Origin of the sequence: Paraburkholderia sp. MM5384-R2, from assembly GCF_014201025.1 — a bacterium.
Taxonomy (GTDB): domain Bacteria; phylum Pseudomonadota; class Gammaproteobacteria; order Burkholderiales; family Burkholderiaceae; genus Paraburkholderia; species Paraburkholderia tuberum.
Map to the genome: position 1 here is coordinate 73,285 of NZ_JACHDI010000029.1, position 21,241 is coordinate 94,525.

The 21,241-nt window shown below is 61.4% G+C and carries 20 protein-coding genes; 6 read left to right on the top strand and 14 right to left on the bottom strand.

Annotated features, from left to right (window positions below; genetic code table 11):
* The first annotated feature begins 24 nt into the window (after positions 1-24).
* A complete protein-coding gene (locus tag HDG37_RS32225) occupies positions 25-936 on the top strand; it encodes a LysR family transcriptional regulator (protein WP_184054727.1) in 912 nt (303 codons plus the stop codon).
* On the opposite strand, the gene HDG37_RS32230 is transcribed toward HDG37_RS32225, so the two are convergent.
* The 5 genes from HDG37_RS32230 to HDG37_RS32245 all read right to left on the bottom strand — a co-directional run bounded on the left by HDG37_RS32230 (position 917) and on the right by HDG37_RS32245 (position 7,488).
* A complete protein-coding gene (locus HDG37_RS32230) occupies positions 917-3,313 on the bottom strand; it encodes an EAL domain-containing protein (protein WP_184054729.1) in 2,397 nt (798 codons plus the stop codon). The genes HDG37_RS32225 and HDG37_RS32230 overlap by 20 nt on opposite strands.
* A 149-nt stretch (positions 3,314-3,462) precedes the next feature.
* Complete coding sequence (locus tag HDG37_RS39730) at positions 3,463-3,786, bottom strand: hypothetical protein (RefSeq protein WP_260335178.1); 324 nt, start codon at positions 3,784-3,786, stop codon at positions 3,463-3,465.
* Between the two features lie 120 nt (positions 3,787-3,906).
* Positions 3,907-4,824, bottom strand: a complete 918-nt coding sequence (locus tag HDG37_RS32235) for a metallophosphoesterase (protein ID WP_260335179.1) — start codon at positions 4,822-4,824, stop codon at positions 3,907-3,909.
* A gap of 212 nt (positions 4,825-5,036) precedes the next feature.
* Positions 5,037-6,329: an NRAMP family divalent metal transporter gene (locus HDG37_RS32240; protein ID WP_184054731.1), complete on the bottom strand. Its 1,293-nt coding sequence runs from the start codon at positions 6,327-6,329 to the stop codon at positions 5,037-5,039.
* A gap of 325 nt (positions 6,330-6,654) precedes the next feature.
* Positions 6,655-7,488: a class II glutamine amidotransferase gene (locus HDG37_RS32245; RefSeq protein ID WP_184054733.1), complete on the bottom strand. Its 834-nt coding sequence runs from the start codon at positions 7,486-7,488 to the stop codon at positions 6,655-6,657.
* Positions 7,489-7,884: 396 nt separating this feature from the next.
* Between HDG37_RS32245 and HDG37_RS32250 the strand changes: the two genes are divergently transcribed.
* Together HDG37_RS32250 and HDG37_RS32255 are read left to right on the top strand one after the other, a co-directional pair.
* Positions 7,885-8,562, top strand: a complete 678-nt coding sequence (locus HDG37_RS32250; RefSeq protein WP_311541708.1) for a SagB/ThcOx family dehydrogenase — start codon at positions 7,885-7,887, stop codon at positions 8,560-8,562.
* Between the two features lie 273 nt (positions 8,563-8,835).
* Positions 8,836-9,729 carry a methyltransferase gene (locus HDG37_RS32255; RefSeq protein ID WP_221312209.1) on the top strand — a complete coding sequence of 298 codons (894 nt, stop codon included), beginning with the start codon at positions 8,836-8,838 and terminating at the stop codon, positions 9,727-9,729.
* Positions 9,730-9,735: 6 nt separating this feature from the next.
* Here HDG37_RS32255 and HDG37_RS32260 read toward each other — a convergent pair whose 3' ends face one another.
* The 7 genes from HDG37_RS32260 to HDG37_RS32290 form a co-directional block, all read right to left on the bottom strand.
* Positions 9,736-10,047, bottom strand: coding sequence for a hypothetical protein (locus HDG37_RS32260; protein WP_184054737.1), 312 nt, complete (start codon positions 10,045-10,047; stop codon positions 9,736-9,738).
* A 217-nt stretch (positions 10,048-10,264) separates the two neighbouring features.
* Positions 10,265-11,206 carry a cation diffusion facilitator family transporter gene (locus HDG37_RS32265; protein ID WP_184054739.1) on the bottom strand — a complete coding sequence of 314 codons (942 nt, stop codon included), beginning with the start codon at positions 11,204-11,206 and terminating at the stop codon, positions 10,265-10,267.
* A gap of 789 nt (positions 11,207-11,995) precedes the next feature.
* On the bottom strand, positions 11,996-13,345 hold the full coding sequence (locus tag HDG37_RS32270; protein ID WP_184054767.1) for an ATP-binding protein: 1,350 nt from the start codon (positions 13,343-13,345) through the stop codon (positions 11,996-11,998).
* Positions 13,345-14,016 (bottom strand): response regulator transcription factor, encoded by a 672-nt coding sequence (locus HDG37_RS32275; protein WP_184054741.1) that lies wholly within the window; start codon positions 14,014-14,016, stop codon positions 13,345-13,347. The genes HDG37_RS32270 and HDG37_RS32275 overlap by 1 nt, the downstream gene beginning before the upstream one ends.
* Before the next feature lie 24 nt (positions 14,017-14,040).
* Positions 14,041-14,769 (bottom strand): cytochrome b/b6 domain-containing protein, encoded by a 729-nt coding sequence (locus HDG37_RS32280; RefSeq protein WP_184054743.1) that lies wholly within the window; start codon positions 14,767-14,769, stop codon positions 14,041-14,043.
* Positions 14,741-15,229: a diheme cytochrome c gene (locus HDG37_RS32285; RefSeq protein WP_184054745.1), complete on the bottom strand. Its 489-nt coding sequence runs from the start codon at positions 15,227-15,229 to the stop codon at positions 14,741-14,743. The genes HDG37_RS32280 and HDG37_RS32285 overlap by 29 nt, the downstream gene beginning before the upstream one ends.
* Before the next feature lie 48 nt (positions 15,230-15,277).
* Positions 15,278-15,697 carry a DUF1924 domain-containing protein gene (locus HDG37_RS32290; RefSeq protein WP_311541706.1) on the bottom strand — a complete coding sequence of 140 codons (420 nt, stop codon included), beginning with the start codon at positions 15,695-15,697 and terminating at the stop codon, positions 15,278-15,280.
* 201 nt (positions 15,698-15,898) lie between these two features.
* Between HDG37_RS32290 and HDG37_RS32295 the strand changes: the two genes are divergently transcribed.
* The gene (locus HDG37_RS32295) at positions 15,899-16,411 is read left to right on the top strand and encodes a hypothetical protein (RefSeq protein ID WP_184054747.1); all 513 of its coding nucleotides are present in this window, start codon (positions 15,899-15,901) and stop codon (positions 16,409-16,411) included.
* 41 nt (positions 16,412-16,452) lie between these two features.
* Here HDG37_RS32295 and HDG37_RS32300 read toward each other — a convergent pair whose 3' ends face one another.
* Entirely contained in the window at positions 16,453-16,932 is a 480-nt protein-coding gene (locus HDG37_RS32300; RefSeq protein WP_260335180.1) for a CreA family protein, read from the bottom strand.
* A 363-nt stretch (positions 16,933-17,295) separates the two neighbouring features.
* Here HDG37_RS32300 and HDG37_RS32305 point away from each other — a divergent pair, with 363 nt between their 5' ends.
* Both HDG37_RS32305 and HDG37_RS32310 read left to right on the top strand, forming a co-directional pair.
* Positions 17,296-19,806, top strand: a complete 2,511-nt coding sequence (locus HDG37_RS32305) for a cation-translocating P-type ATPase (protein ID WP_184054749.1) — start codon at positions 17,296-17,298, stop codon at positions 19,804-19,806.
* A gap of 46 nt (positions 19,807-19,852) precedes the next feature.
* Complete coding sequence (locus tag HDG37_RS32310; RefSeq protein WP_184054751.1) at positions 19,853-20,473, top strand: hypothetical protein; 621 nt, start codon at positions 19,853-19,855, stop codon at positions 20,471-20,473.
* A gap of 136 nt (positions 20,474-20,609) precedes the next feature.
* Here HDG37_RS32310 and HDG37_RS32315 read toward each other — a convergent pair.
* Positions 20,610-21,241: universal stress protein (locus tag HDG37_RS32315; protein WP_260335181.1), on the bottom strand; the 632-nt coding region annotated here is incomplete at its 5' end.

Sequence of the window (21,241 nt, forward strand, 5' to 3'; positions counted from 1 at the left end):
GATATTGCTAACGACAATTCAGCCATGAGTACCACCGACCTTCCAGACCTCAAGCTGCTTCAGCTTTTCGACCTGCTTTACGACGTGAGAAGTGTCACGCGCGCCGCTGAGCAACTCGGCCAAAGTCAGCCGACGGTAAGCATCTGGTTGGGTCGCTTGCGCGAGCATTTGCAGGATCCACTGTTCGTTCGCACGCCGGGCGGCATGACGCCCACTCCGCAGGCGGACGCGTTGATCGGACCGTGCAGGGAAATTCTCGAGTCGCTGCGTCGGTTCGCTGCGTGGGAGATTTCTTTCGATCCCGCCACTGCCAAACGACGGTTTCGTATTTGCATGACGGACGCGAGCCACATTACGCTCCTGCCGAGAATGTTGGCGCACTTGCGGGCGCAGGCGCCAGGCGTTCGGCTGGAAGCGGCAAGGATCGACGGCAATACGGAGAGGGCGCTCGAATCCGGCGAGGCGGATCTTGCGATCGGGCACGTGCCATGGCTCGGCGGCGGTATGTACCAGCAAAAGCTTTATATGCAGGACTGGGTGTGCCTTGCCAACCGGAATCATCCTCGCGTGCGTGCGCGGCTGAGCCTGAAGCAATACGGCAGCGAGGGGCACGTCGTCATTGCGGCTGGCACGGGCGGGCAACTGCTCGAACAGGCGTTGCTGCGTGAGCACATCGAACGCGACGTCGTGCTTGAATTGCCCGGATTCCTCGGACTCGGATCGATCATCAAGTCGACCGATCTGATTGCTACGGTGCCCCGACACATTGGCGAAACGCTGGCGCAAATGAACGACGTCGTCGTCCATTCGTGTCCTTTCCCGGTGGACAAGTTCGCGGTGCGCCAGCACTGGCACGCGAAGTACCATCACGAAGCCGGCAATTGCTGGCTGCGCTCGGTCGTCGCGGACCTGTTTCTCAGCGGGAGCAGGCCCTAGTTGTTCCCGCTGCGGACGAGGACACAGCGCTTTCGCACTGAACCAGATTCTCCGCATTCATCGGCTTCGTCAAAAAGAACCCTTGCACGTAGTCGCAACCCGCGTCGCGCAGCGCATGCAGCTGTTGATTCGTTTCGACACCTTCGGCCGTCACTTTGATGCCGAGTTCGTGCGACATCTGAATGATGCCCCGGACGATCGAGGCGGCCGCCGCGTCGCGGCCCAGCCTTGCCGTAAACGAGCGGTCGATCTTGACGATGTCCGGCGAAAAATCGGCCAGATAACGCAGGCTCGAGTATCCCGTTCCGAAGTCGTCGATGGCGTTGCGCACGCCAAGCCGCTTGAGCGCCATCAGCGTTGCCTGCGCGAGCGAGGGGTTTTCCATCAACGCGCTTTCGGTCAATTCGATCTGGAGGCAGCGCGGCGGCACCCGGTGTTTTCGCAGCGCCTGGTCGACTATGGCGACAAGCGAGTCATCCCTGAGCTGACGCGCGGACACGTTCACCGACATGGACAGCTCTTTTCTTCCGGCGGCCTGCCAGACGGCCAGTTGAGCGAGGGCCGCGTCCACGACCCATGCCCCGACTTCGACGATGAACCCGCTTTCTTCGAGGATCGGAATGAAGCTGCCCGGACCCACCAGGCCTCGTGCTGGATGATTCCATCGAACCAGTGCTTCGACGCCTTTCACCGCCAGAGAGGCCGGCTCATGAATACCCTGGAAATGCAGCACGAATTGGTTCGACGCCAGCGCCGTGGGCAGATTGCACTCCAGTTCGAAATCGCCGAGCACATCGCTGGATGCTTCGTCGGCGAACCGGAAGCCGTTGCGACCGCCTTTTTTCGCCGCATACATCGCGATATCCGCGCTCGTCAGAAGCGCCTCGTGATCGCGGCCGTGCTCGGGAAAGATCGATATGCCGATCGACGCCGTGACGAATGGCGCAGCGTGGTCTTTTCGAACGTCGCTTGAAAACAGGTTGAGAAGAGACTGCGCCAGGCTCGCCAACGTGGCCTTGTCGCTCTCGCCCCTGACGATCACCGCGAACTCGTCTCCGCCGAGGCGCGCTACACAGGCATCCGGCGCAAGCGCTCCCTGAATGACTTTGGCGATGTCCTGCAACAGACGGTCAGCGGCCGTATGGCCCAGCGTATCGTTCAGAACCTTGAATCGGTCGAGATCGACGAACATCAGACCGAAGGCGACGTTCTGCCTGCAAAGCGTCTTCATCTGGCGGATCAGCGCGCCCCGATTAGCCAAACCTGTCAGGCCATCGGTGTAGGCCAGATGGTCGAGCGCCGCGAGGCGTTCCTGTTCGAGCGTGATGTCTTCGCTGACACCGACGATGCGCACCACGTTCGCGGAGCCGTCGCACACGGGATAGGCTGTGCTTCTGATCCAGCGCAGGCAACCATCCGGACGGCGGATGCGGTATTCGAAGCGACCTTCCGCCACCTCGGACGCGACGCGATTCATCTCGGCGAGCAATGGCTCCAGATCGTCCGGCACCACGAGATCGAGCCACGCGGAAGGCCTGTTGCCAAGCTCTTGAGGCGTAATGCCGAACACGCTTTCGACACCTGCGCTGACATGATGACAGTGTTCAAAATGCGAGCTATACGAATAGAACACGAGCCGGACATGCAACTCCATCTCATGCATCAATTCATCGCGTTCGCGCAGTGTCTTCAACAGCTCGGATTGCTGGGTGACGTCCTCGGAAGCACAAAGCAGCGCGCTCACCGCACCGTCGTCGCCCATCACTGGCGTGAGCGTGGAGTTCCACCACCTGGTACGCCCCCTCGTCGTCGCGCAGCTTCCAGTGAACGATGTGCTCTTACCGGAAACGCCGCCCGCCAAAGCCTTCTCGGCGGCCGCGCGGTCCTCGCCGCTCCAGAAAGCGAGCCAGTCCGCGCCGGACAGTTGCTCCGGTGACTCCGCTTCCATCAACATCGCGCCATGCTCCGACACCCGCAGAATTTTTCCGTCGGTGGCGAGCAACTTCAGGCAGTCGCGATTCGCGTGCAGAAGCCCGCTCGCCAGTGCGGTGGCGGCGCTTTGCCGCGCGTAATCCAGGCCGAGTTTGCGACGAACGATCGCGAGACCGGCGACGCCCGATACCATCGACAATGCGACACGTAGGGTAATCGCCGCTTCACCGGCCGCTTGATGCACAAGAGCACCGATGCCAACGCCGGCAACGACGGCAATGCAGAGACTCGACAACGGTATGGTCCTGCGTTGACCGTAACGCGACAGGAAATAGCAAAGAAACTGCCGGTTGCGGGCTGACCAGCCATTGGCATGTGCGTCGCTATCGAACCGGGACTCAATCGGGTTGGTTTCTTTAGGGCACGAAGCCGCTTTGAATCTCACGCTGTTCTCCGACTACCGGGTTGAGCGACGGCTCGAACGCTGCGAGCCGCCTCACTTTTATTATTACGGTAGGAAGTCACAAATCTTTAGTGCGGGGAAACGCGCGGGAACCGCGGTTCGCATGAGATCGGGGGCGGATTGCGCGCCTATCAGCCTTGGTGGGGCTTGACCTGCGCGAACTGACGAATGCGCTCCGCAAGAGCGGGTATTCCCGAGTCGCGAGCCACGTAGTGAGCGACCTGCCGGGTGGCCAGATCGATGGTTACCTGATCGTCGGGGGTTTTCGTGTTGGGTCCGTCAACCGCGGGATGGTATTCGATACGCAGTTGCCTCGCGTTGGCGACGAGCCGTAAATAGCCGAAGTGGCGGTCGTCGTAGCTTTCGAGGACCACGGCATCCGTGTCTTTCGACGCAGCCTGGATCAGCTGCGGCGCGCGAAGGGGCGGCTGTCCATTGGTGGTGAGTGGCTGCACCGCATGACCGCCGTTGCCGCAAACGATGTAAGGAATATGGGTGCCATCGGAACGGGTTCGCGTAAAGCGCTGATAGTTGTGCGCGTGTCCCGCGAGGTCGGCATGCGGCCAGATACCGACCTAATTGCAAACAGTATCGATCTGCTGTTGCATTTCGACGCTCCAGCCATGACTGCCGCGCGCCACATAGGGCGGACGGTGATGCGCGAAAAGCAGGGCGCCTCGATAGTTCTCTTTCTTCACCCGCAATAACGCCGCTTTCAGGAACTTCAACTGGCTGTTGCCGATGTGACGGTCCGCGATCACGCCTGGGTCCTCGAGCGTATTGCTGTACAACGCAATGATGTGCACGAACGGTGCCTCGAACGTGAAGAAAACGCCTGGCTGAATTTGCGCCGTCCGTGAAAGATTGCCCGCATCGGGAGAGACCTGGAAGCACTCGGAGCAGAAGTTCCTCAGAAACGCCTGCAGGCTCTTCTCATGCTGCAACGGCGAAACCATTCCGTCGTGGCTGCCGGCAGCGGCGAGAATCGGCGCATGATAGTTGCGGTATGGATCATAGAACTGATCGTAGTAGTACTGCGCTTCGCCAAAGCTGTAGACGATGTCGCCCAGCAGGAAGTTGAATTGCGGCACCTCGGCGGGATCGGCTTCGTCGAAGTCGCTGACCATCTTGTCCGAAACTTCATTCTGGGTGGCCGGACCTTTCGTACTGCCGCAATCGCCGGTGGCGTGAAAGACGATCTGTCCGTTCGCGCTGATCGTATCGAGGAGCTTCTGGTTGTTGTCCACCACCGCCGCAAACGTCAGCCGGGGCTCGGTGCCGCCGCGCGGTGGCGGAAACGGCAGCGCCTTCAGCTTGTGCTCGCGGTTCAGTTCGTCAATGACCTTGTAGGCTGCGGCATCGGATGCGTGCCTGACCACGAAAGTTTGCGGGTCCGGCGTGGGTTGTGGCTGCGAGAAAACGGGCGCGGCGAGAATCCTGTCGCTGCGGTTGCCGCGTGCGGCTGACGATTCATCTGAACGCTTTTTCGGCATTTGCCATCCTCCTTGATCGGCGAACGGGAGCGGCCACGCTGTTGTCGGCAAACCGTCAGCATGTGACGGCGCTGGCGCCGGCCGGATGCACCGTTCAGACGAACCTGAAACGGGGAAGTTCAGATCCGCTTGCCGTTACGCGGCCCGTGCGGCCCGAATTGCGGCGCACCGCTGTTCCGTGCAAAAGCCGGGTTCGCGGTGGCACGCGTCTGTTACGACGGCACGAACACGCCCACAGCCGCCAGCGCCATCGCGAGCGTTGCGAGCCATCCTCCCCAGGCCAGCACGCCCTTGACGGCGAACTGTCCCATGACCCGCCGGCTTCGCGCCATCAGCATCATGATGACCATGATCGGCACCGCGGTAACGCCATTGATCACCGCGCTCCAGTACAGCGCGCGGATCGGGTCGAAATGCATGAAGGTGATGGCCACACCGCCCAGGATGGCCAGTGCGATCACCGCATAGAATTCACGCGCGAGTGTCAGATGCAATGCGAGACTGCTGCGCCAGCGAAAGCTGCCCGCGGCGGCGTAGGCGGCCGAGCCGGCGAGGACCGGCAGCGCGAGCAGGCCGGTTCCGATGATGCCGAGCGCAAACAGGACGTAAGCGAAGCGCCCGGCAAACGGTTCGAGCGCGCGCGCGGCATCGGCCGAGGTTTTCACGTCGATGTGATGCAGATGCAGCGTAGCCGCCGCCGTCAACATGATGAAGAATGCAACGAAGTTGGACACCCCCATGCCAACCCACGTATCGAAACGGATTCTTCGCAACTGCGCGGGCGCCTGGTGCGGTACGCGGCGCAACGGCGCCTGTTCCGGTGCCGAGCGCATTTCTTCGACTTCCTGCGACGCCTGCCAGAAGAACAGGTACGGACTGATCGTCGTGCCCAGCACCGCGACGACCATGGTCAGATAGTCCGACGTCAGCGACATGCGCGGCAACACAATGGCGCGCGCGACTTCACCCCAGGGGATCGGAACGATGAATGCGACCGCGACATACGCGAGAAGCGAGAGGGCGGTCCACTTCAGAACGCGCGCATAACTGTCGTAGGGGACAAAAATCTGCAGAACGACGCAGAGCGTCCCGAGGCCGACGACATAAAGGTGCTGCGGACCTGGCAGCAGCAATCCGGCCGCGGCGCCCATCGCCGACAGATCGGCGGCGATGTTGATCACGTTCGCCACGACGAGCAGGGCGACCGCGCCGTACAGCAGCCATGCCGGATAATGCGCGCGTATGTTGGACGCGAGGCCCTTGCCGGTTACCCGGCCAATCTGCGCGCTCACCAGTTGTATTGCACTCATCAATGGATACGTGATCAGGATCACCCACAGAAGGTTGAATCCGAACTGCGCGCCGGCCTGCGAATAGGTGCCGATTCCTGACGGATCGTCGTCCGCGGCGCCCGTGATCAGGCCAGGGCCCAGGCGTCTGATCCAGGATCGCTCCACGGAATCGCGTACGGCGGATTCCGGCTCGATCAATTTTTCGTCGTTCATCTATATGTCACCTCGCGGCAACATTGAGCAAATCGCGGGCCCGGGCGTTCGTGCCGGCGTTGCGCGGCTTCGGGAGGCGGGCATAGGAATCGGCTGCACATCATGGACGCGCTCGACGAGCGCACCGGCGAAGATGCGCAAGGCGCCTCCGCTGAAAGTGCGCGGAAATGCGGGTTTCTAAACTGGAGTAACGAACATTGGGCCGTGCCGGCGGACACCGTCACGCATGGTGCGCAAGAGGCTTCGTCCGCAACTGGATCTCGTCGATCGCGTAAGGCAAGTCTTCGAGCACGATTGGCTTGGCGCGGCTCAGTCCATGCGCGGCTCAGTCCAGTCGCGGCTTGAACGCATACTGCCCAATCTCGCCGCCGCGTGCGACCACCGCCGTGCTCTCGGGAATTTCCTCCCAAAAGCCCGGCAAGTCCGCGAGCGGCTCGGACAACACGAGGAACGCGTTCTCGCCGGCCGTCTTGATGCGCTCGTCGTCGGGATACAACTCGCGCAGATGACGGAACGACGTGCTGTGAAACAGCGAGCGCGACTGTCCTTCGCTCGAATAGCGGACCGCGATGATCTGCTCGCCGTCGGTCGCGCACACGGTCATGTTCAGCGGTTCATCCACGCCATGCCGGCGGCCGGTGGCTTCGACGAATCCGACCATCCGTTCGAGCGCGGTGACGGGTGCGAGCTCCAGCCCGAAGGTCAGCGCGAGAAAAAACAGCACCTCGGAATCGGTCGAGCCTTCGATGGACGGGAACAGGTCGGCGTCGATCTTCACCATCAGGTCGCGGCGCACCGCCGGATAGTTGCGCACCAGGCCGTTGTGCGCGAACAGCCAGCGGCCGTGGCGGAACGGATGACAGTTGGTTTCCTGCGACGGCGTGTCGGTCGCCGCGCGCACGTGCGCGACGAACAGCGGCGAGTGGATTGCCCGCGCGGCCTCGCGTAGATTGCGGTCGCTCCACGCGGGCTGGATGCAGCGGTAGCGAAACGGAATGTCAGTGGGATGTCCATACCAACCGATCCCGAATCCGTCGCCATTGGTGGTGGTGGCGCCGAGCCGGGAATGCATGCTCTGATCGATCAGTGAATGCCGGGCGTTGAACAGCACGGTTTCGAGCTGAAGCGGATTGCCGGTATAAGCGAGCCAGCGGCACATGATTGCTCTCCTGTCGATTGCGCGTTACAACCCTACACCACCCGCGGGCGGCGATTGTAGGACCAAAGTCCGATTGAGGCAGACACCGTACCTGTCACTATGCCAGATGGCGTTCAGGTGCTTGCGATGCCGGGCATCGCTTTGAGCTTGCACCGGCCTGATCTGATAGAGGCAGGACGCGCATGAGCCACTTTCTTGATACCTGTCGGAAGTGCGGCGCACACCGGTCGTGGGTTCCGTCGCTTAGCCGTGTTCGTGTTTGCTCCGCGCGAGTGGTCGACTGCGCCGTTGCCGCTCGACGGACCGCCCCGCAAAAGACGAGGCTGCAAATGTGCAGCACTGAGATTGGCGCAGGCTGCAGGCTCTGCCTGCCAGCCTGCTTTTTTGCTGATGGAGGTGCCGTTGAAACGCCGTGAACTGTTGGTTGCGCTGGCCGCAGGCGCGCTCGCCGAGGGTTCTACTGGCCTGGCGCAGGCAAGCCAGGCGAAATTCACCGGTCAGATCGATCTGCCCAAGCCCAACCTCAAAGGCACGATGTCCCTCGAAGAAGCCGTCGAGAAGCGCAGGTCCGTGCGCAGATTCGCGCCAAAGCCGCTGCCGGTCGAGGCCATTGGCCAACTGCTGTGGGCCGGGCAGGGCATCACCAGCTCGGACGGCAAGCGCGCGGCTCCGGCGGCCGGCGCTTTGTACGCGCTCGAACTTTACATGGTGACCCCCACGGAGGTGATGCACTATCTGCCTGATGGCCACCGGGCCGAGACGCGGGCGATTCACGACCTGCGCCCCGAGCTGAGAGCACTGGCGGTCAACCAGGCGTCCGTCGAGGCGGCCCCGGCCTTGCTCGTGGTGGCCGCCGACCCCAGTCGGCTGAGCGCGAGGTATGGCGGGAGAGCGAATCTGTATGCCGATCTCGAGGTCGGGCACGCGACCCAGAACATGCTGCTCCAGGTCGTCACGCTTGGGCTCGTCGCGGTGCCCGTGGGCGCCGTCGACGGAACTCCGGCGGCGCGCAAGCTCGGCCTGCCTCACGGCCAGACCGTCGTCTATCTGATCCCGGTAGGTTTTCCGGTCTAAGTCATTGCGTGAGAATGAAATGAACGCGTCCCACCCGCGAACGAAAGGTGCTCGATACTTTCAAACAGGACCTGGACCTCACGTTCGATACGCTGACGGCAATAGAAGACACCTGCAAGGCTCCGCCCGCTCCCTGACACGCGGGCTCGAGGACTGGGATCCTTCCCGGCACGACGGCATGCGCGGACATCGATGCACCGGCCAGCAGTGCGGCAAACACGAACTTCGAAGGAGCGGGTATCGTGTGTGCCATGTCAACTCCGCGTGGTGCCTATGAAGCCGATTCTCGTGCGCTCGACCCTGGTGGAATATTCGAAGCGTCGTGCTGTCCGTTTCGCGATGACGGTGATCGCGACGATCATGGCCGGATGCGTTTCCTCCTCACAGCCGAGCGGTCATGTCACGCCTTCGCAAGCTTCCGAGGCGAAGGCGCTCGACCAGGCGGTCGCCAATCCGCAACGCAGTCAGACCGCCCGGGCGCGCGACGTCTATCGTCACCCGGCGCAGACCTTGCGCTTCTTCGATCTGAGTCCGACGCAAACCGTGCTGGAGATCGCGCCGGGCGGCGGGTGGTACACGGACATTCTGGCGCCCTACCTGCACGACGCGGGTCACCTGTACGAAGCGCAATATCTGAGCACGTCCGCGGACCTGGCCTCGGAAGACCGGTCAATCGATGCAGAGTATTTGCGTAAGCTCGCGGGCGCCCCCGCAATCTACGGGAACGTCGTGGTCGGCACATTGCACGCGGGCCAGTTTTTCGGCTTCGATGCACACGAGCGGTTCGATCGCGTGCTTACTTTTCGCAACATTCACAACTGGATCAAGGATGGGCAGCTCGATGCCAATCTGCGTGCGTTCCATGACGCGCTGAAGCACGGGGGCGAACTTGGTGTGGAAGAACATCGCGCCCGGCCCGGCTCGACGGTACAGCAGATGATCGAAACCGGATACGTGACTGAAGCTTTCGTGATTGACCGGGCACAGGCGGCCGGCTTCGTGCTCGCGCAACGCAGCGAAATCAACGCGAACGCGCGAGATACGAAAGATTATCCGCATGGCGTATGGTCGCTGCCGCCGGGCTACGCGGGCGGTGACGTCGACCGCTCGCGCTACGCCGCAATCGGTGAATCGGATCGCATGACGCTGAGATTCGTCAAGCCTTAGCGTGTTCTACGGGCGCCAGCCGCGGGCGGTAATCGGCCGACGCGTTGGGCTGCGCTCAGTTTGTTGCACGACCCGCAGTAGCGTATCGACACAGTCCAGCGCGTCCGACAGTCGGCCGAGCACGATCAGCGAGCGGGCCGCATCGAGACGACCGTGAAACATCGCGTCGCGCGGTCCGGCCCGTTCCACCATGTCGATGAGTTGCCTGATCTCGGCCTTGACCCGCGTATAGTCGGCGGGGCAGTAGCGGTCAATCCAGTTGCGCAGTGCGCGGATCAGCACCACGCAATCGCCGTACTCGCACTGCACGCTATCCATTGTCATCCTCATTCGTATCCCGCCCGGTGCCGCAAGCGGGATGCCGACTCTTCCAAGCTCAGTCTCATTGCCTGTTCGCGATCTTGCAGATGGCACGACTCCGAAGCTCGATCGTCCATCTGCGGCCCCCATTGGGGGAAAACCACCCCCCAATCTCGCCTGCGTCTGTGAACGAAGCAAGCGGCACGCCACGTATCGCCGGCGCTGCGCATCATTGCTAGAGCGGGGCGCGGCCATGTTCTCGCAGTTCGGGCTCGAAGAATATCCATCGTGCGGCTGGAAAACGCGCCTTCAGGTCGTTCTCGATTCGGTCGATCGTGCGCACCATATCGCTTGCACTGTCGTGTGGTTCGAGTTCAGCCTGAATCGCAATCACCAGGTCCTCCGACCATTTCAATGCGATCAGACTGACGATGCGGCGAACTTCGTTGCGCTCGCTCAGCCACGCGCGCATTTCATTGCGTATGCGCTGGTGCGCCGATTCACCGACGAGAAGCGATTTGATCTCGCGCATCGAGAACAGAGCCGTGGCCATCAGCACAATGCCGACGCCGACACTGCCGAGCGCGTCGCAAAGCGGATTGCCGGTGAGAACGGTAGCGCCGATTGCGATCAGGGAGACGAGCACTCCCGTTACCGCGGCGACATCCTCGCTGACCGCGAGCATCACGGAAGGCCGGCCGCTTTCCCTGAACCAGCTCAACAGCCCCCTGGCGCGATGCCGGGGCTCGATCGTGCGAATGGAGGCTCTGAGAGCGAGTGCCTCGATCACGCCGGACACGCACAATACGCCAATCGCGAGCAGAGGACGTTCAAGCCGAGAGTGATGGATTGCTCGAAAACCGCCTATCACGATCGACGCAACACCGCCGAAGATGAAAAGCTGCATCGCCACCAGCATTGCATAGACATAGGTCTCGCGACCGAACCCGAGTGGATGTTGCTCGTCGGGCTGGGCGCGCGCCGCGCGATGGCCGACGAACAGGGCAAGCTGGTTCAGGCAGTCCGCACTGGAGTGGACGGCTTCGGCGAGTGCGGACCCCGAGTTGGTATAGAACGCGACGGCGAATTTGCATGCGGCTACAGCGACATTCGAAGCCAGGGCGTAGTAGACCGCGCGTGGCGCAGATGATGTTTGCCGCCCTGACCCGGCCCTCATGACCCTGTCTCCCTGTTCGCCTCGAAACCGGGCGATTCCCGACCTTGCAGAATGAACAGCAAGAAGCAGACCTCAAATCGCGACCCGCAGCCGGATGTGGCGAATTGCTGACCATGGCGGGCATCGAGAAACCCGACGGCAGCGTCCTGCATCAGCGAACTCACGCCCTCCTCCCCGGAGGGAGGGCGGTGTCCATTCCATCTCGACCCACTGCAGCCGCTCGACCCAACGTGCGCGAGCGTGCGCTGCGAAAACATTAAGCCGACGTTTGCAAGCCCTCTGCCATGTATCGCCAGCTTTCGTGCACAAGCATCGTCGATACTGCCAGCCCAACCCAGCTATAGGCGTCCACGGCGATCTGACCATTACCGACGAAGGTATCGACTACTGCAATTCTCTATATTCGCCGGTCGGTTTTTTCGGCGACAGCCCGCGCATTTCGCTGATCGTGGCGTTACCGTAGGCGGATGACGCAACGCTATCTGAAGGCGCGCGACGACAAGCTCCAGCAAGCGCTGGCGTTACTCGACAAGCCACGTACAGCGGCTCAGGTTGCCGAAGCGGCCTGACGCGATTCTCGCGACACCCGGCAACAAAAAAAAGCCCGCCGACATCGCGGGCTTTTCTTCGGCTGGCGTCGGTGCAGTGCGCTATTTCTGGTCGTGCAGAAGGAAGACGATGCGCCGCAAAACATCGACACGCAGATGTCCAGTGTGGATATGGATATCCTCTATCCAGGGCTGCCCAACGATATGGTCGCGGCTGGTGCGGACGCTGCCTTGATTCAGATCAAGCACTGCCTGCATGCCACCAGACCTCGACCTCCAGACCCCCGAGGGTCTTCGAACGACGCACGTTGACGGTCGCTGCGTGAAGGTCGACGATTCGTTGCACGATCGACCAGCCAAGCCCACTGCCGCTTTCGGCGGTACCTGACACACGGAAGAAGCGCTCACCCAGTCGTGGGCGATCCGCATCTGCGATCCCAGGGCCGCTGTCCTCGACCGACAGGACTGCTTTGTCGTTGTCTGTCTCTGTTTTGATCAGGACCGTTGCGCCTGGCGGGCTGTAGCGGATAGCATTGTCCACGAGATTGCGCACGAGAGCCGCGAGCAACATTTCGTTGCCTGTGACGTAGCAGGGCCTTGCACCGTTGAATTCCAGCGACTGTCGCTTCGTAATCGCCGTTGGCGCCAGTTCCGCGACCACCCGTTGCGCAAGCGCGCTCAGATCAACCTTCGTGAGTTCGAGAGTTGCCCCGGACTCCAGCCGTGAAAGCACCAGCAACTGGTTCACGAGACGCGTGGCACGGTCACACCCTTCCAGCGTAGCGCGCAACGCGTGCTGGCGAAGCGCGTCATCCGTTTCGGCCAGCGCGACCTGGGCCTGTGTTCGAATCGCCGCGATTGGCGTGCGCAACTCATGGGCTGCATCCGCAGTAAATCGGCGCTCCGTTTCCCATACTGTATGAATGCGCTCGAAGAGCTGATTGAGTGCGTCGAGCACCGGAGACATTTCAGCGGGCGTTTGCGTCATAACGACAGGCGCAAGATCATCCGGACCACGCAGGGCAATCGTACGGCCCAGCCGCTTGAGCGGTGCGACGCCTTCGCGCACTGCCCACCAGGTGGCAAGCGCAAAAAGCGGCAGGGCCACTGCCATAGGCCACAGCATGCCGCGCAACACAGCCAGCAGTATCGAGGTGCGCGAATCGATACGCTCGCCGACGTATACGCGCGCATCCTCCCTCGGGCCATGCACGGAAAACACGCGCCACGCTTCACCCTTTATTTTCACGGTTGCGAAGCCCTGGCCGATCTCACGATCAATGGGAATCATGGGCTCCGTCGGCGCGTTGGCGGAACGCACTACAGCCTGCCCTTCGTGAAAGATCTGGAAGGCAACTTTGGGCGCGTACGGGTGCGGTACGCGTAAATCGATCGCGTCATCGTCGTCGATTGATTGCGTCTGCTGGACGACCAGCAGCGCCGCTGCCTGAGCGAGATGACTGTCGAGCAGTTCGTCGAGCTCGCCGCGGGCGTCGCGCCAGATGAACAGTGCGGTAATCAGCCAGACGCCGACCACGCCCCCGATCACGAGGACCAGCAGACGGCCCTGCAGTGAGCGCGGCAGGATCATCACGTGGCGGAACCCTCTCGCATCAGTACATAGCCGACGCCACGAACCGTCCTGATCAGCTCGCTGCCGAGCTTGGTACGCAGGCGATGGATGTGCACTTCCACCGCGTTGCTTTCCACTTCCTGTCCCCAGCCATATACGGCCTGCTCCAGTTGCTCACGGGACAGCACACGGCCCGCGTTCAGCATCAGGATCTGCAACAGGTCGAATTCGCGTGCGGAGAGAGTAATTGACTCCTCATGCCGATAGACGCATCGTGCCGCGGGTTCGAGCGTAATGTTTTGCACCTGCAGTGCTTCCTGCGACTGACCGTGTGCGCGACGCACCAGCGCCCGCAGTCGGGCTGCCAGTTCCTGCAGGTCGACGGGCTTGACGACATAGTCGTCAGCGCCGATGTCCAGTCCACGGACACGGTCGGAAATGGTGTCGCGCGCAGTCAGCACGAGTACAGGCACGCTCACGCCCGCGCGACGCACTGACGATAGCACTTCGATACCATCCTTGCGTGGCAGCCCGAGATCGAGGACGGCTGCCGCGTAGGACCGGGTGCGCAGTTCAGTCTCGGCAGCGCTGCCGTCGCGTACCCAGTCAACCTGGAACCCTGCCTGCCGTAGGCCCGCGCGAATGCCGTCGCCAAGCAGCGGATCATCTTCGACGAGCAGGATGCGCATTCTGTGCTTTACCCATGAGTATTGTCAGTCGTCGCCGTCGTGACCGGTTTGCTGCGCGGCAGCTGCATCGCTTCGGGACAGCGTAGGGGCAGGTGCTCCCTGCCATTGCCACCACCAGAATCCGAGCACAATGACCAGCATCAGCGCAGCGACGCTTCGCCATGCACGCCGGACGCCTTCGTCAGGTTGTCCGGCCTTGTGTCCGTTGACCATTGCGCCGATCAGGTTTTCCCGATGGACCCAACTGCTCACGACGACCCCCGCTATGTGTACACCGACCAGCGCCAGCATCAGATTGGCCACACCCTCGTGCAGTTCACCCAGCCACGCCCCGCCGGCATCGTTATAGGTCGCCCAACCGGTGATGGTCAAGGCGCACGCCAAGGCAAGCATGGCGACGATGACGATGGCGCCGGCCGGGTTGTGACCCACATGACGTTGCGGGTGGCCGCGCAGAATGCCAAGGAGATAACGCCACACGCGTGCGGGTCCGCGAACGAAGCTGGAGAACCGCGCGTACTTCGTTCCGACCAGTCCCCACGCGAGCCGAAAGATCACGAGACCACCTGCCGTGTAGCCTAGCGTGACATGGACGAGTCGCCAATGCTCGCTTTCCGCGGTCAGCCACGCACCGGCAAAGCAGGCCGCGAACAGCCAGTGAAACAGGCGTACGGGTGCGTCCCAGACGAGGATGCGACGGTCTGCGTCGCCGTCTGCGTCGCCCTTATTGCGGTATGCGGATGAAGTGTTCACTGAAGTTTCCTTGGTCGGCACGGGTATGGCACGCGGCGCAATTTGACGCGCTCCTGATCATTGGGCGTTTCCATACAGAGGCAGGCATCTCTGCGTGCTCCTGCCGGAACCACGTCGAGCGGGTAATGCGATCCTCGGGCGGCGCAGGGCGCGCGCCTGCTTCGCCTGACGAATTGGCTGAAAGCCATGTCGAGATCTGCCCGACGGAGTCGGCGTCGAGCGAGGCATCGGTGCCAAAATGATGCGACAGGTTGCCCAGGATGCGCTGCCACGATGCGGCGGGGAGCATGCCCGGGGGATAGGCTATATGGCACGCGGCGCATTCCTGCCGATACTTCGGCAGCAGGCTGATTTGGGCGCGCGTCTCATCGGCTTCGGCCGCTGCGATCGAAGCCGCAAGCGAGGTCAGAAACGCGGCAATGCAAACTGCTGCAGAACGGGGCACAAGATCAAATGGCATGGGAAGCGGTCCTGTGGGGAAGAGCTTTCGCTCATCGAGAGTTCTCGCCTACGGCTTGAGCGTCAACAGCCACGCCAGGAGATCCGCCTTCTCAGCTGCACTGCACTCCCGTCCGACGACGTCGTTGCAATTGCGACGAAACCATTTCTCGGTCTTCGCTGCGTCGGTAAATCGCTCCGGGTTGAACGCAGGAGCAAGAGGAGCGATTGCCTTGCCCGTGGCGACGTGCTTGCCCGTCTGTGTGGGCACTGCGCCATGGCACGAAGCGCAAGTCCACTCGTGACCATGCGAAGCGTTAAAGAACTGTCGCCCGCGTGAGGGGACGGGTTGCGCACTGTCCGACTGCGCGCGGTACGAGCCAAGAAGCTCCGAAGGCGTGCCGGCATTGGCCGTGGCCATTGCAGTAACGGTCGGAACCAGCAGTAGTGCGCCGCGCAAACCCCGCAACGAAAGAAGCGATGTGCTCACGAGATTCTCCGGTAGATATCGACCATCTTGGGCGGCCTTCCTTACCGGATTCTTAACGTTATATCCTCGCTGCAGTGCAATCCCTAATCGCAGTGCGAGAGTTTTTTGACGCGCGTCAAGGAGTGGTGCTGACCGACGCGTAGTGTTGACCGGGAAGACAGCTTCCTGATAGCTGTCACCGCCATACCTGCGGAGACCTCCATGAAAGACCTCGTGTTTGCGATAGCAATTTGCACCGCGCTCACTTCGCCAATGCTGCTTGCTGCCTCCAAGGACACAGCTACGCCGCAAAGCGCGTCCAAGACCCAAAGCCCAGATACGGCAGCGTTCGATAAGAGTCTGGCCCAGTTCCGGGAACAGATGAAAACCATGCAGGCGCAAATGAACCAGATTCGTCAGACACAGGATCCGCAGGAACGCCAGAAGCTTCTGCAGCAACACTGGGCCACGATGCAAAGTGCAATGACCACGATGCGAGGCATGTGGGAGCCTGGGATGATGGGTTATGACGGAAGGGGTCCCGGGATGATGGGGCCGGGGATGATGGGTGGCGGTTGGGGGCACATGGGAGGGTACTACTCCCGTCTCACTCCAGAGCAACTGCGGCAGCGGCAGTATATGACCGACCAGTACCTGCAGATGCAACAGGAAATGATGAACAACATGATGTGGCAACAGCAGTACTGGATGGGGCCTCCTGCCTCGCCCCAGTAGGGTCTGCACGAAAGCGGATGACTGAATTGCTTCGAGTGCATTCATCTTACCGGCAGCTTGAGACCCGCGGGCAACCGGATCACATACAGGCGGCCTGGTAAATCTCCAGCAGTGGCGTCTTCTGAGTAAGTGAAGTAAACAAGTGAATTGCGTTCCATGTCCAGTACGCGGATGATGTGGAGCGAGTCGAAGCTCGCATCCACCTCGGCCGTGAACACCTGCGCCTGTCTGGGTACAGCCTGGGTAACAGTGATGTTGCCCGTCTGCTGGCACGATGCCGTCAGGTCGCTCCCCCCGGATATGCGACCGCTTCCCAATGCGCCATCTGCGTGGGACTTCGACACGTAGCAGGTTATGCCCTTCACGATGGGATCGTCGTAAGCCGAGATGGCGACATGTGAACCGTACCGTTGAGTGTGGGTTTCGAACGACGCCAACTCTCCCGCCGCAAGCCCGAAAGACGACACCATCAGGAGTGCGCCGAGGATGCTCGCCCGTCCTGGAGAAAGGTTGATCATCATCACCTCCTGATAATCCGCAGTCCGGAACTGTTGCGGGGCAATGCAGCTGAAACAAGGAGTTTGCTGACTTCAGCCTATTTCAGCCGGTAGCCAGGTGCTTGACCCAGGTCAACACCTGACTGTTCTCATGGCGCCATTGTGAAATCTGATACGTGGCCGGAATAGGGTGCCCTTCGGTGAGATGAAATATTCCTCGCAAAGCTCTGACCGACCACAGCTTCGTTCGCTGTGTCGCGGGCGAGTTTGCATATCGAGGATAGCCATGTCCAGAAACGCCCTCCTCCGGTGTAAGAGCTGTGCCGATCAGTAAGTCCCATGAGCGAATAGCCGCCTCGCGCGATGCGCGCACTGAGTGCCCCGGAAATGCAGATCAATTCTATCGAGCCCATCCCGGACCTGGCCTCTGGTCCCGCCGAACCGGGCTTTCCAGAGGGACAGGCTGACAGCGAGAGCGGGCTATCGAGCGCTCGGGTAGAGGTATTACGATCCCGCTTCGGACGTAATGTGGTCGATTCGACGGCACGGCGTACCTGGTGGCGAACGCTGCGCGAGGTGCTCAGTGAACCCATGTTTCTCTTGCTGCTCGCGGCGAGCGGTATCTACCTGCTGCTCGGCGACGTGACGGAGGCGCTCACGCTTCTCGCCTTCGTGGCAGGCATTGTCTTTCTCACGGTTTTTCAGAGCCATCGCACCGCGCGGGTCCTCGACTCCCTTCGCGAACTGTCTGCACCCCGCGCACAGGTACTTCGAGACGGGCAACGACAATTCGTTTCGGCCGCTGATCTCGTGCCCGGCGACATCGTGTTCGTCGACGAAGGCGCTCGCGTGCCCGCCGATGGCAGCGTGACGGAGGCTCACGAGCTCAGCGTGGACGAGTCGCTACTGACAGGCGAGTCGGTTTCAGTGAACAAGGCTGTGGCGAGGCCGGATGCACGTCCGGACGAGGAGGCTCGCACCGAGCTCTTTTTCGGCTCGATGGTGGTGCAGGGGCAGGGACGGATGATCGTGACGGCGACGGGGCCGAATACGACGCTCGGGCGCATCGGCAAGTCGCTGACGAGCATCGCTGAAGCGCGCTCACCGCTGCAACTGGAGACGAGATCCTTCGTCAACTGGTTTGCAATGGCTGCGATCGCGCTCTGTCTGCTGCTCGTCGTCGCCTACCGCTGGCGATCTGGCGAATGGCTTCCGGCCGTGCTCGCAGGGATTACGCTGGCCATGGGAATTCTTCCGGAAGAGATTCCGGTGATATTGACTGTGTTCATGGCCCTGGGGGCTCGCCGCATTGCCAATGAAGGCGTGCTGACGCGCCGGATGAGTGCGATCGAGACACTCGGCCAGACATCGGTGCTTTGCGTCGATAAGACGGGGACGTTGACACAGAACCGCATGTCGGTGCAGGTGCTATGGGTGCAAGGAAGGCAGCAGGTCATCGATCAGGCGACGCAGCATATCGACGGGGCGTATCACGAGCTCATCGAATATCTGGTGCTCGCCAGCGAAATTGAACCGGTCGATCCAATGGAGCGGGCATTTCATGAAACGGGCCATTCGGGACTGGCCGGCACCGGACGCCTTCACGAGGACTGGTCACTGGTGCACGAGTACGCGCTGACCCCGGAATTGCCGGCAATGTCCCACGCATGGCACACGCCAGGCGGCGACCACGGTACCGTGGCGTGCAAGGGCGCGCCGGAAGCCGTCTGCTCCCTGTGTCGACTGGGCGAGCGGGAAACGCAGACCATCCTTGATCACGCTGCGCAGATGGCGTCGGGCGGGTTGCGGGTGCTTGGGGTGGCCAAGGCACGACATGATCATCCCGACTGGCCAGAAAAACAGCATGACTTTGAATTCTCATTTGTCGGGCTGGTCGGGCTACTCGATCCTGTGCGGCCGGAGGTTGCGGGCGCTATCGCCGAGTGCCATGCAGCGGGCGTTCGCGTGGTGATGATCACAGGCGATTATCCGTCGACGGCACGGGCGATCGCGACCGAAGTCGGCATCAATGGCACGCATATCGCGACCGGTCAGGAAGTGGCGTCCATGAGCGACGCGCAGCTTCGGCATGCCATATCGGACATCGATACGTTTGCCCGCGTCAAGCCAGAGCAGAAATTGCGGATTGTCAACGCGTTCAGGGAAAGCGGCCAGGTGGTCGCGATGACCGGCGACGGTGTCAACGACGCCCCCGCGCTAAAGGCGGCTCACATCGGCATTGCGATGGGCTTGCGAGGCGCCGAAGTTGCGCGCGAGGTCGCTTCGCTGGTTTTGCTACGTGACGACTTCGCGCCGATCGTGTCGGCTATCCGGCTTGGGAGGCGTATCTACGCCAATCTCGTGCAGGCGATCAGCTATACGGTGGCGGTCCATATTCCCATGATTGCGGCCACAATGATTCCGGTACTGGTCGGGTGGCCGCCGATACTCGGCCCGATTCATATTGTGTTTCTTGAACTGATCATCAACCCGGTCTGCTCGGTTGTATTCGAGAACGAACCCGCGCGTGAGGACCTGATGCGCATGCCGCCGCGCCGCACGGGCACGCGGCTACTATCGAACCGGACGCTGGCCCAGGGCGTCCTGGCGGGCTCGCTGATCGCCCTGATCGTGATGGGTCTTTACGCGGGTCTCCTGGGCCACGGCTATCCAATTCCGTTTGCGCGCACAGTCGCCTTCGTGTCACTCGTGCTGGGCAATGTGGCGTTGATCTTTGTGATCCGTATGCTGCAGCATGCAGGCAAACGTGCCCTCGCGCTGCAGCACAATCACTATCTCTGGATTGTTCTGGGCGTAACCGGGGCAGCGCTACTGCTCCTGATGACCGTTCCCGCCCTGGCAGCGCTGTTTGGGTTGATTGCGCTGCTCAGCCTGTGATACGGACGTTTCGCACGCACAAAACCGAAACCTGGAGGGTCTTCCTGTGATGACGATGGCAGTGCTCTTCATGGCCGTTCTGGTGCTCAACCTCATTCCAGCCTTTGCGCCTCCTACCTGGATGGCGATGTCCTGGATTGGCTTCAGGCAGCCGGAACAGAACGTCTTCCTGCTCGCCGTGGTTGCAGCAAGTGCTGCGACGATGGGACGCCTGATTCTCGCGCGATGCTCTGGATGGCTAGTGCGCGGACATCTGATGGGCGAGGCGGGCCGGGAAAATATCGACGTGGTGAAGACCTGGCTTGAGAAAAGGAAGGCGGTGACGGTGGGTGTTCTGCTGCTTTATGCATTCAGTCCATTTCCATCAAACTACCTTTTCATTGCGTATGGGCTGACCCGATTGCGACTATGGCTCATCGGGGTGCCATTTTTGTTTGGGCGTCTCGCGAGCTATGCGGTCTGGACCCACGTCGCTCGGTTGGCGCACTCGTACCTCGACCCCGAACTGGATCTGGAGGGCGGATACCTGGGTGCCTACTTCATTGTCACTCAGTTGGTGTTGCTGGGTCTCGTATTCGTGCTGACGCGGATCGACTGGAAGCTGGCATTGAACGGGCATACTTTTCGTTTCAGGCGATCGCTGCGAGGAACCGACTCGCGAGCGTAAATGTGGCGCACCGTGGTGCCCGCTGCAGGTATTGAACCAGTTCTCCGAATTCCGTCTTTTGGTCTGTACGTCGTCAAGATGGGAGCCATCCGTGTTCCCGTCTTGACGCCCCACGGTCTCACACGGTCGGCTGCGATCATGGGCGAGCAAGCAGTAACGGGGTACGGGTGATGCGCGCTGCTCGGGCCGCGACACTGCCGAGTATCCAGCGGGCGGGACCGCGGCGGCCATGAGTGCCCACGACTACCAGGTCGGCGCGCCAGAGCAGGGCCTCGCGAACAATCGTATGCGACACGTCATCGCTTGTCGGCTCAGTACTGACAACTCCTGTTTCGACCGGGTTCGATAGGTCGGCGAGTACTTCGGCGGCGTTGGCCAGCACTGCCTTGCCCTCTTCAACGAAGGCGTCTTCAAGAACACGGATGGGAAATAGATCAGTCAGACGTACAGCGCGATCAATGACATAGATCGCCCGTAGATGGGTACCGGGTGAAGCAAACTGCAACCCGAATCGCATCGCATCGAGCGACGTCGGGCTTCCGTCAAGAGCGAACAGAATGCGCTGCGGCGATTCCGGTATCTCGCCTTCGTAACTCGCGGGAACAACGAGGATTGAGCATGGAGCGTTTGCAGTTGCGAACTCGGACACGGCTCCTTCGATCCAACGCAGTAGTGTTACGTCCCGCTGTATTCGGATTTCAGGGGAGCTGTTTGTCTCAGTATCAAATAGGATGAGTGTTAGAACGTCTCCTTGAACATCGTGAGATA

Coding starts and splice junctions, on each gene's coding strand:
- HDG37_RS32265 (WP_184054739.1), bottom strand. CDS start 11,206: ATGAGGGCCGGGTCAGGGCGGCAAACATCATCTGCGCCACGCGCGGTC.
- HDG37_RS32305 (WP_184054749.1), top strand. CDS start 17,296: ATGCAGATCAATTCTATCGAGCCCATCCCGGACCTGGCCTCTGGTCCC.
- HDG37_RS32285 (WP_184054745.1), bottom strand. CDS start 15,229: ATGCCATTTGATCTTGTGCCCCGTTCTGCAGCAGTTTGCATTGCCGCG.
- HDG37_RS32270 (WP_184054767.1), bottom strand. CDS start 13,345: ATGATCCTGCCGCGCTCACTGCAGGGCCGTCTGCTGGTCCTCGTGATC.
- HDG37_RS32245 (WP_184054733.1), bottom strand. CDS start 7,488: ATGTGCCGCTGGCTCGCTTATACCGGCAATCCGCTTCAGCTCGAAACC.
- HDG37_RS32240 (WP_184054731.1), bottom strand. CDS start 6,329: ATGAACGACGAAAAATTGATCGAGCCGGAATCCGCCGTACGCGATTCC.
- HDG37_RS32300 (WP_260335180.1), bottom strand. CDS start 16,932: ATGATGATCAACCTTTCTCCAGGACGGGCGAGCATCCTCGGCGCACTC.
- HDG37_RS32295 (WP_184054747.1), top strand. CDS start 15,899: ATGAAAGACCTCGTGTTTGCGATAGCAATTTGCACCGCGCTCACTTCG.
- HDG37_RS32275 (WP_184054741.1), bottom strand. CDS start 14,016: ATGCGCATCCTGCTCGTCGAAGATGATCCGCTGCTTGGCGACGGCATT.
- HDG37_RS32255 (WP_221312209.1), top strand. CDS start 8,836: ATGAAGCCGATTCTCGTGCGCTCGACCCTGGTGGAATATTCGAAGCGT.
- HDG37_RS32225 (WP_184054727.1), top strand. CDS start 25: ATGAGTACCACCGACCTTCCAGACCTCAAGCTGCTTCAGCTTTTCGAC.
- HDG37_RS32260 (WP_184054737.1), bottom strand. CDS start 10,047: ATGGATAGCGTGCAGTGCGAGTACGGCGATTGCGTGGTGCTGATCCGC.
- HDG37_RS32235 (WP_260335179.1), bottom strand. CDS start 4,824: ATGCCGAAAAAGCGTTCAGATGAATCGTCAGCCGCACGCGGCAACCGC.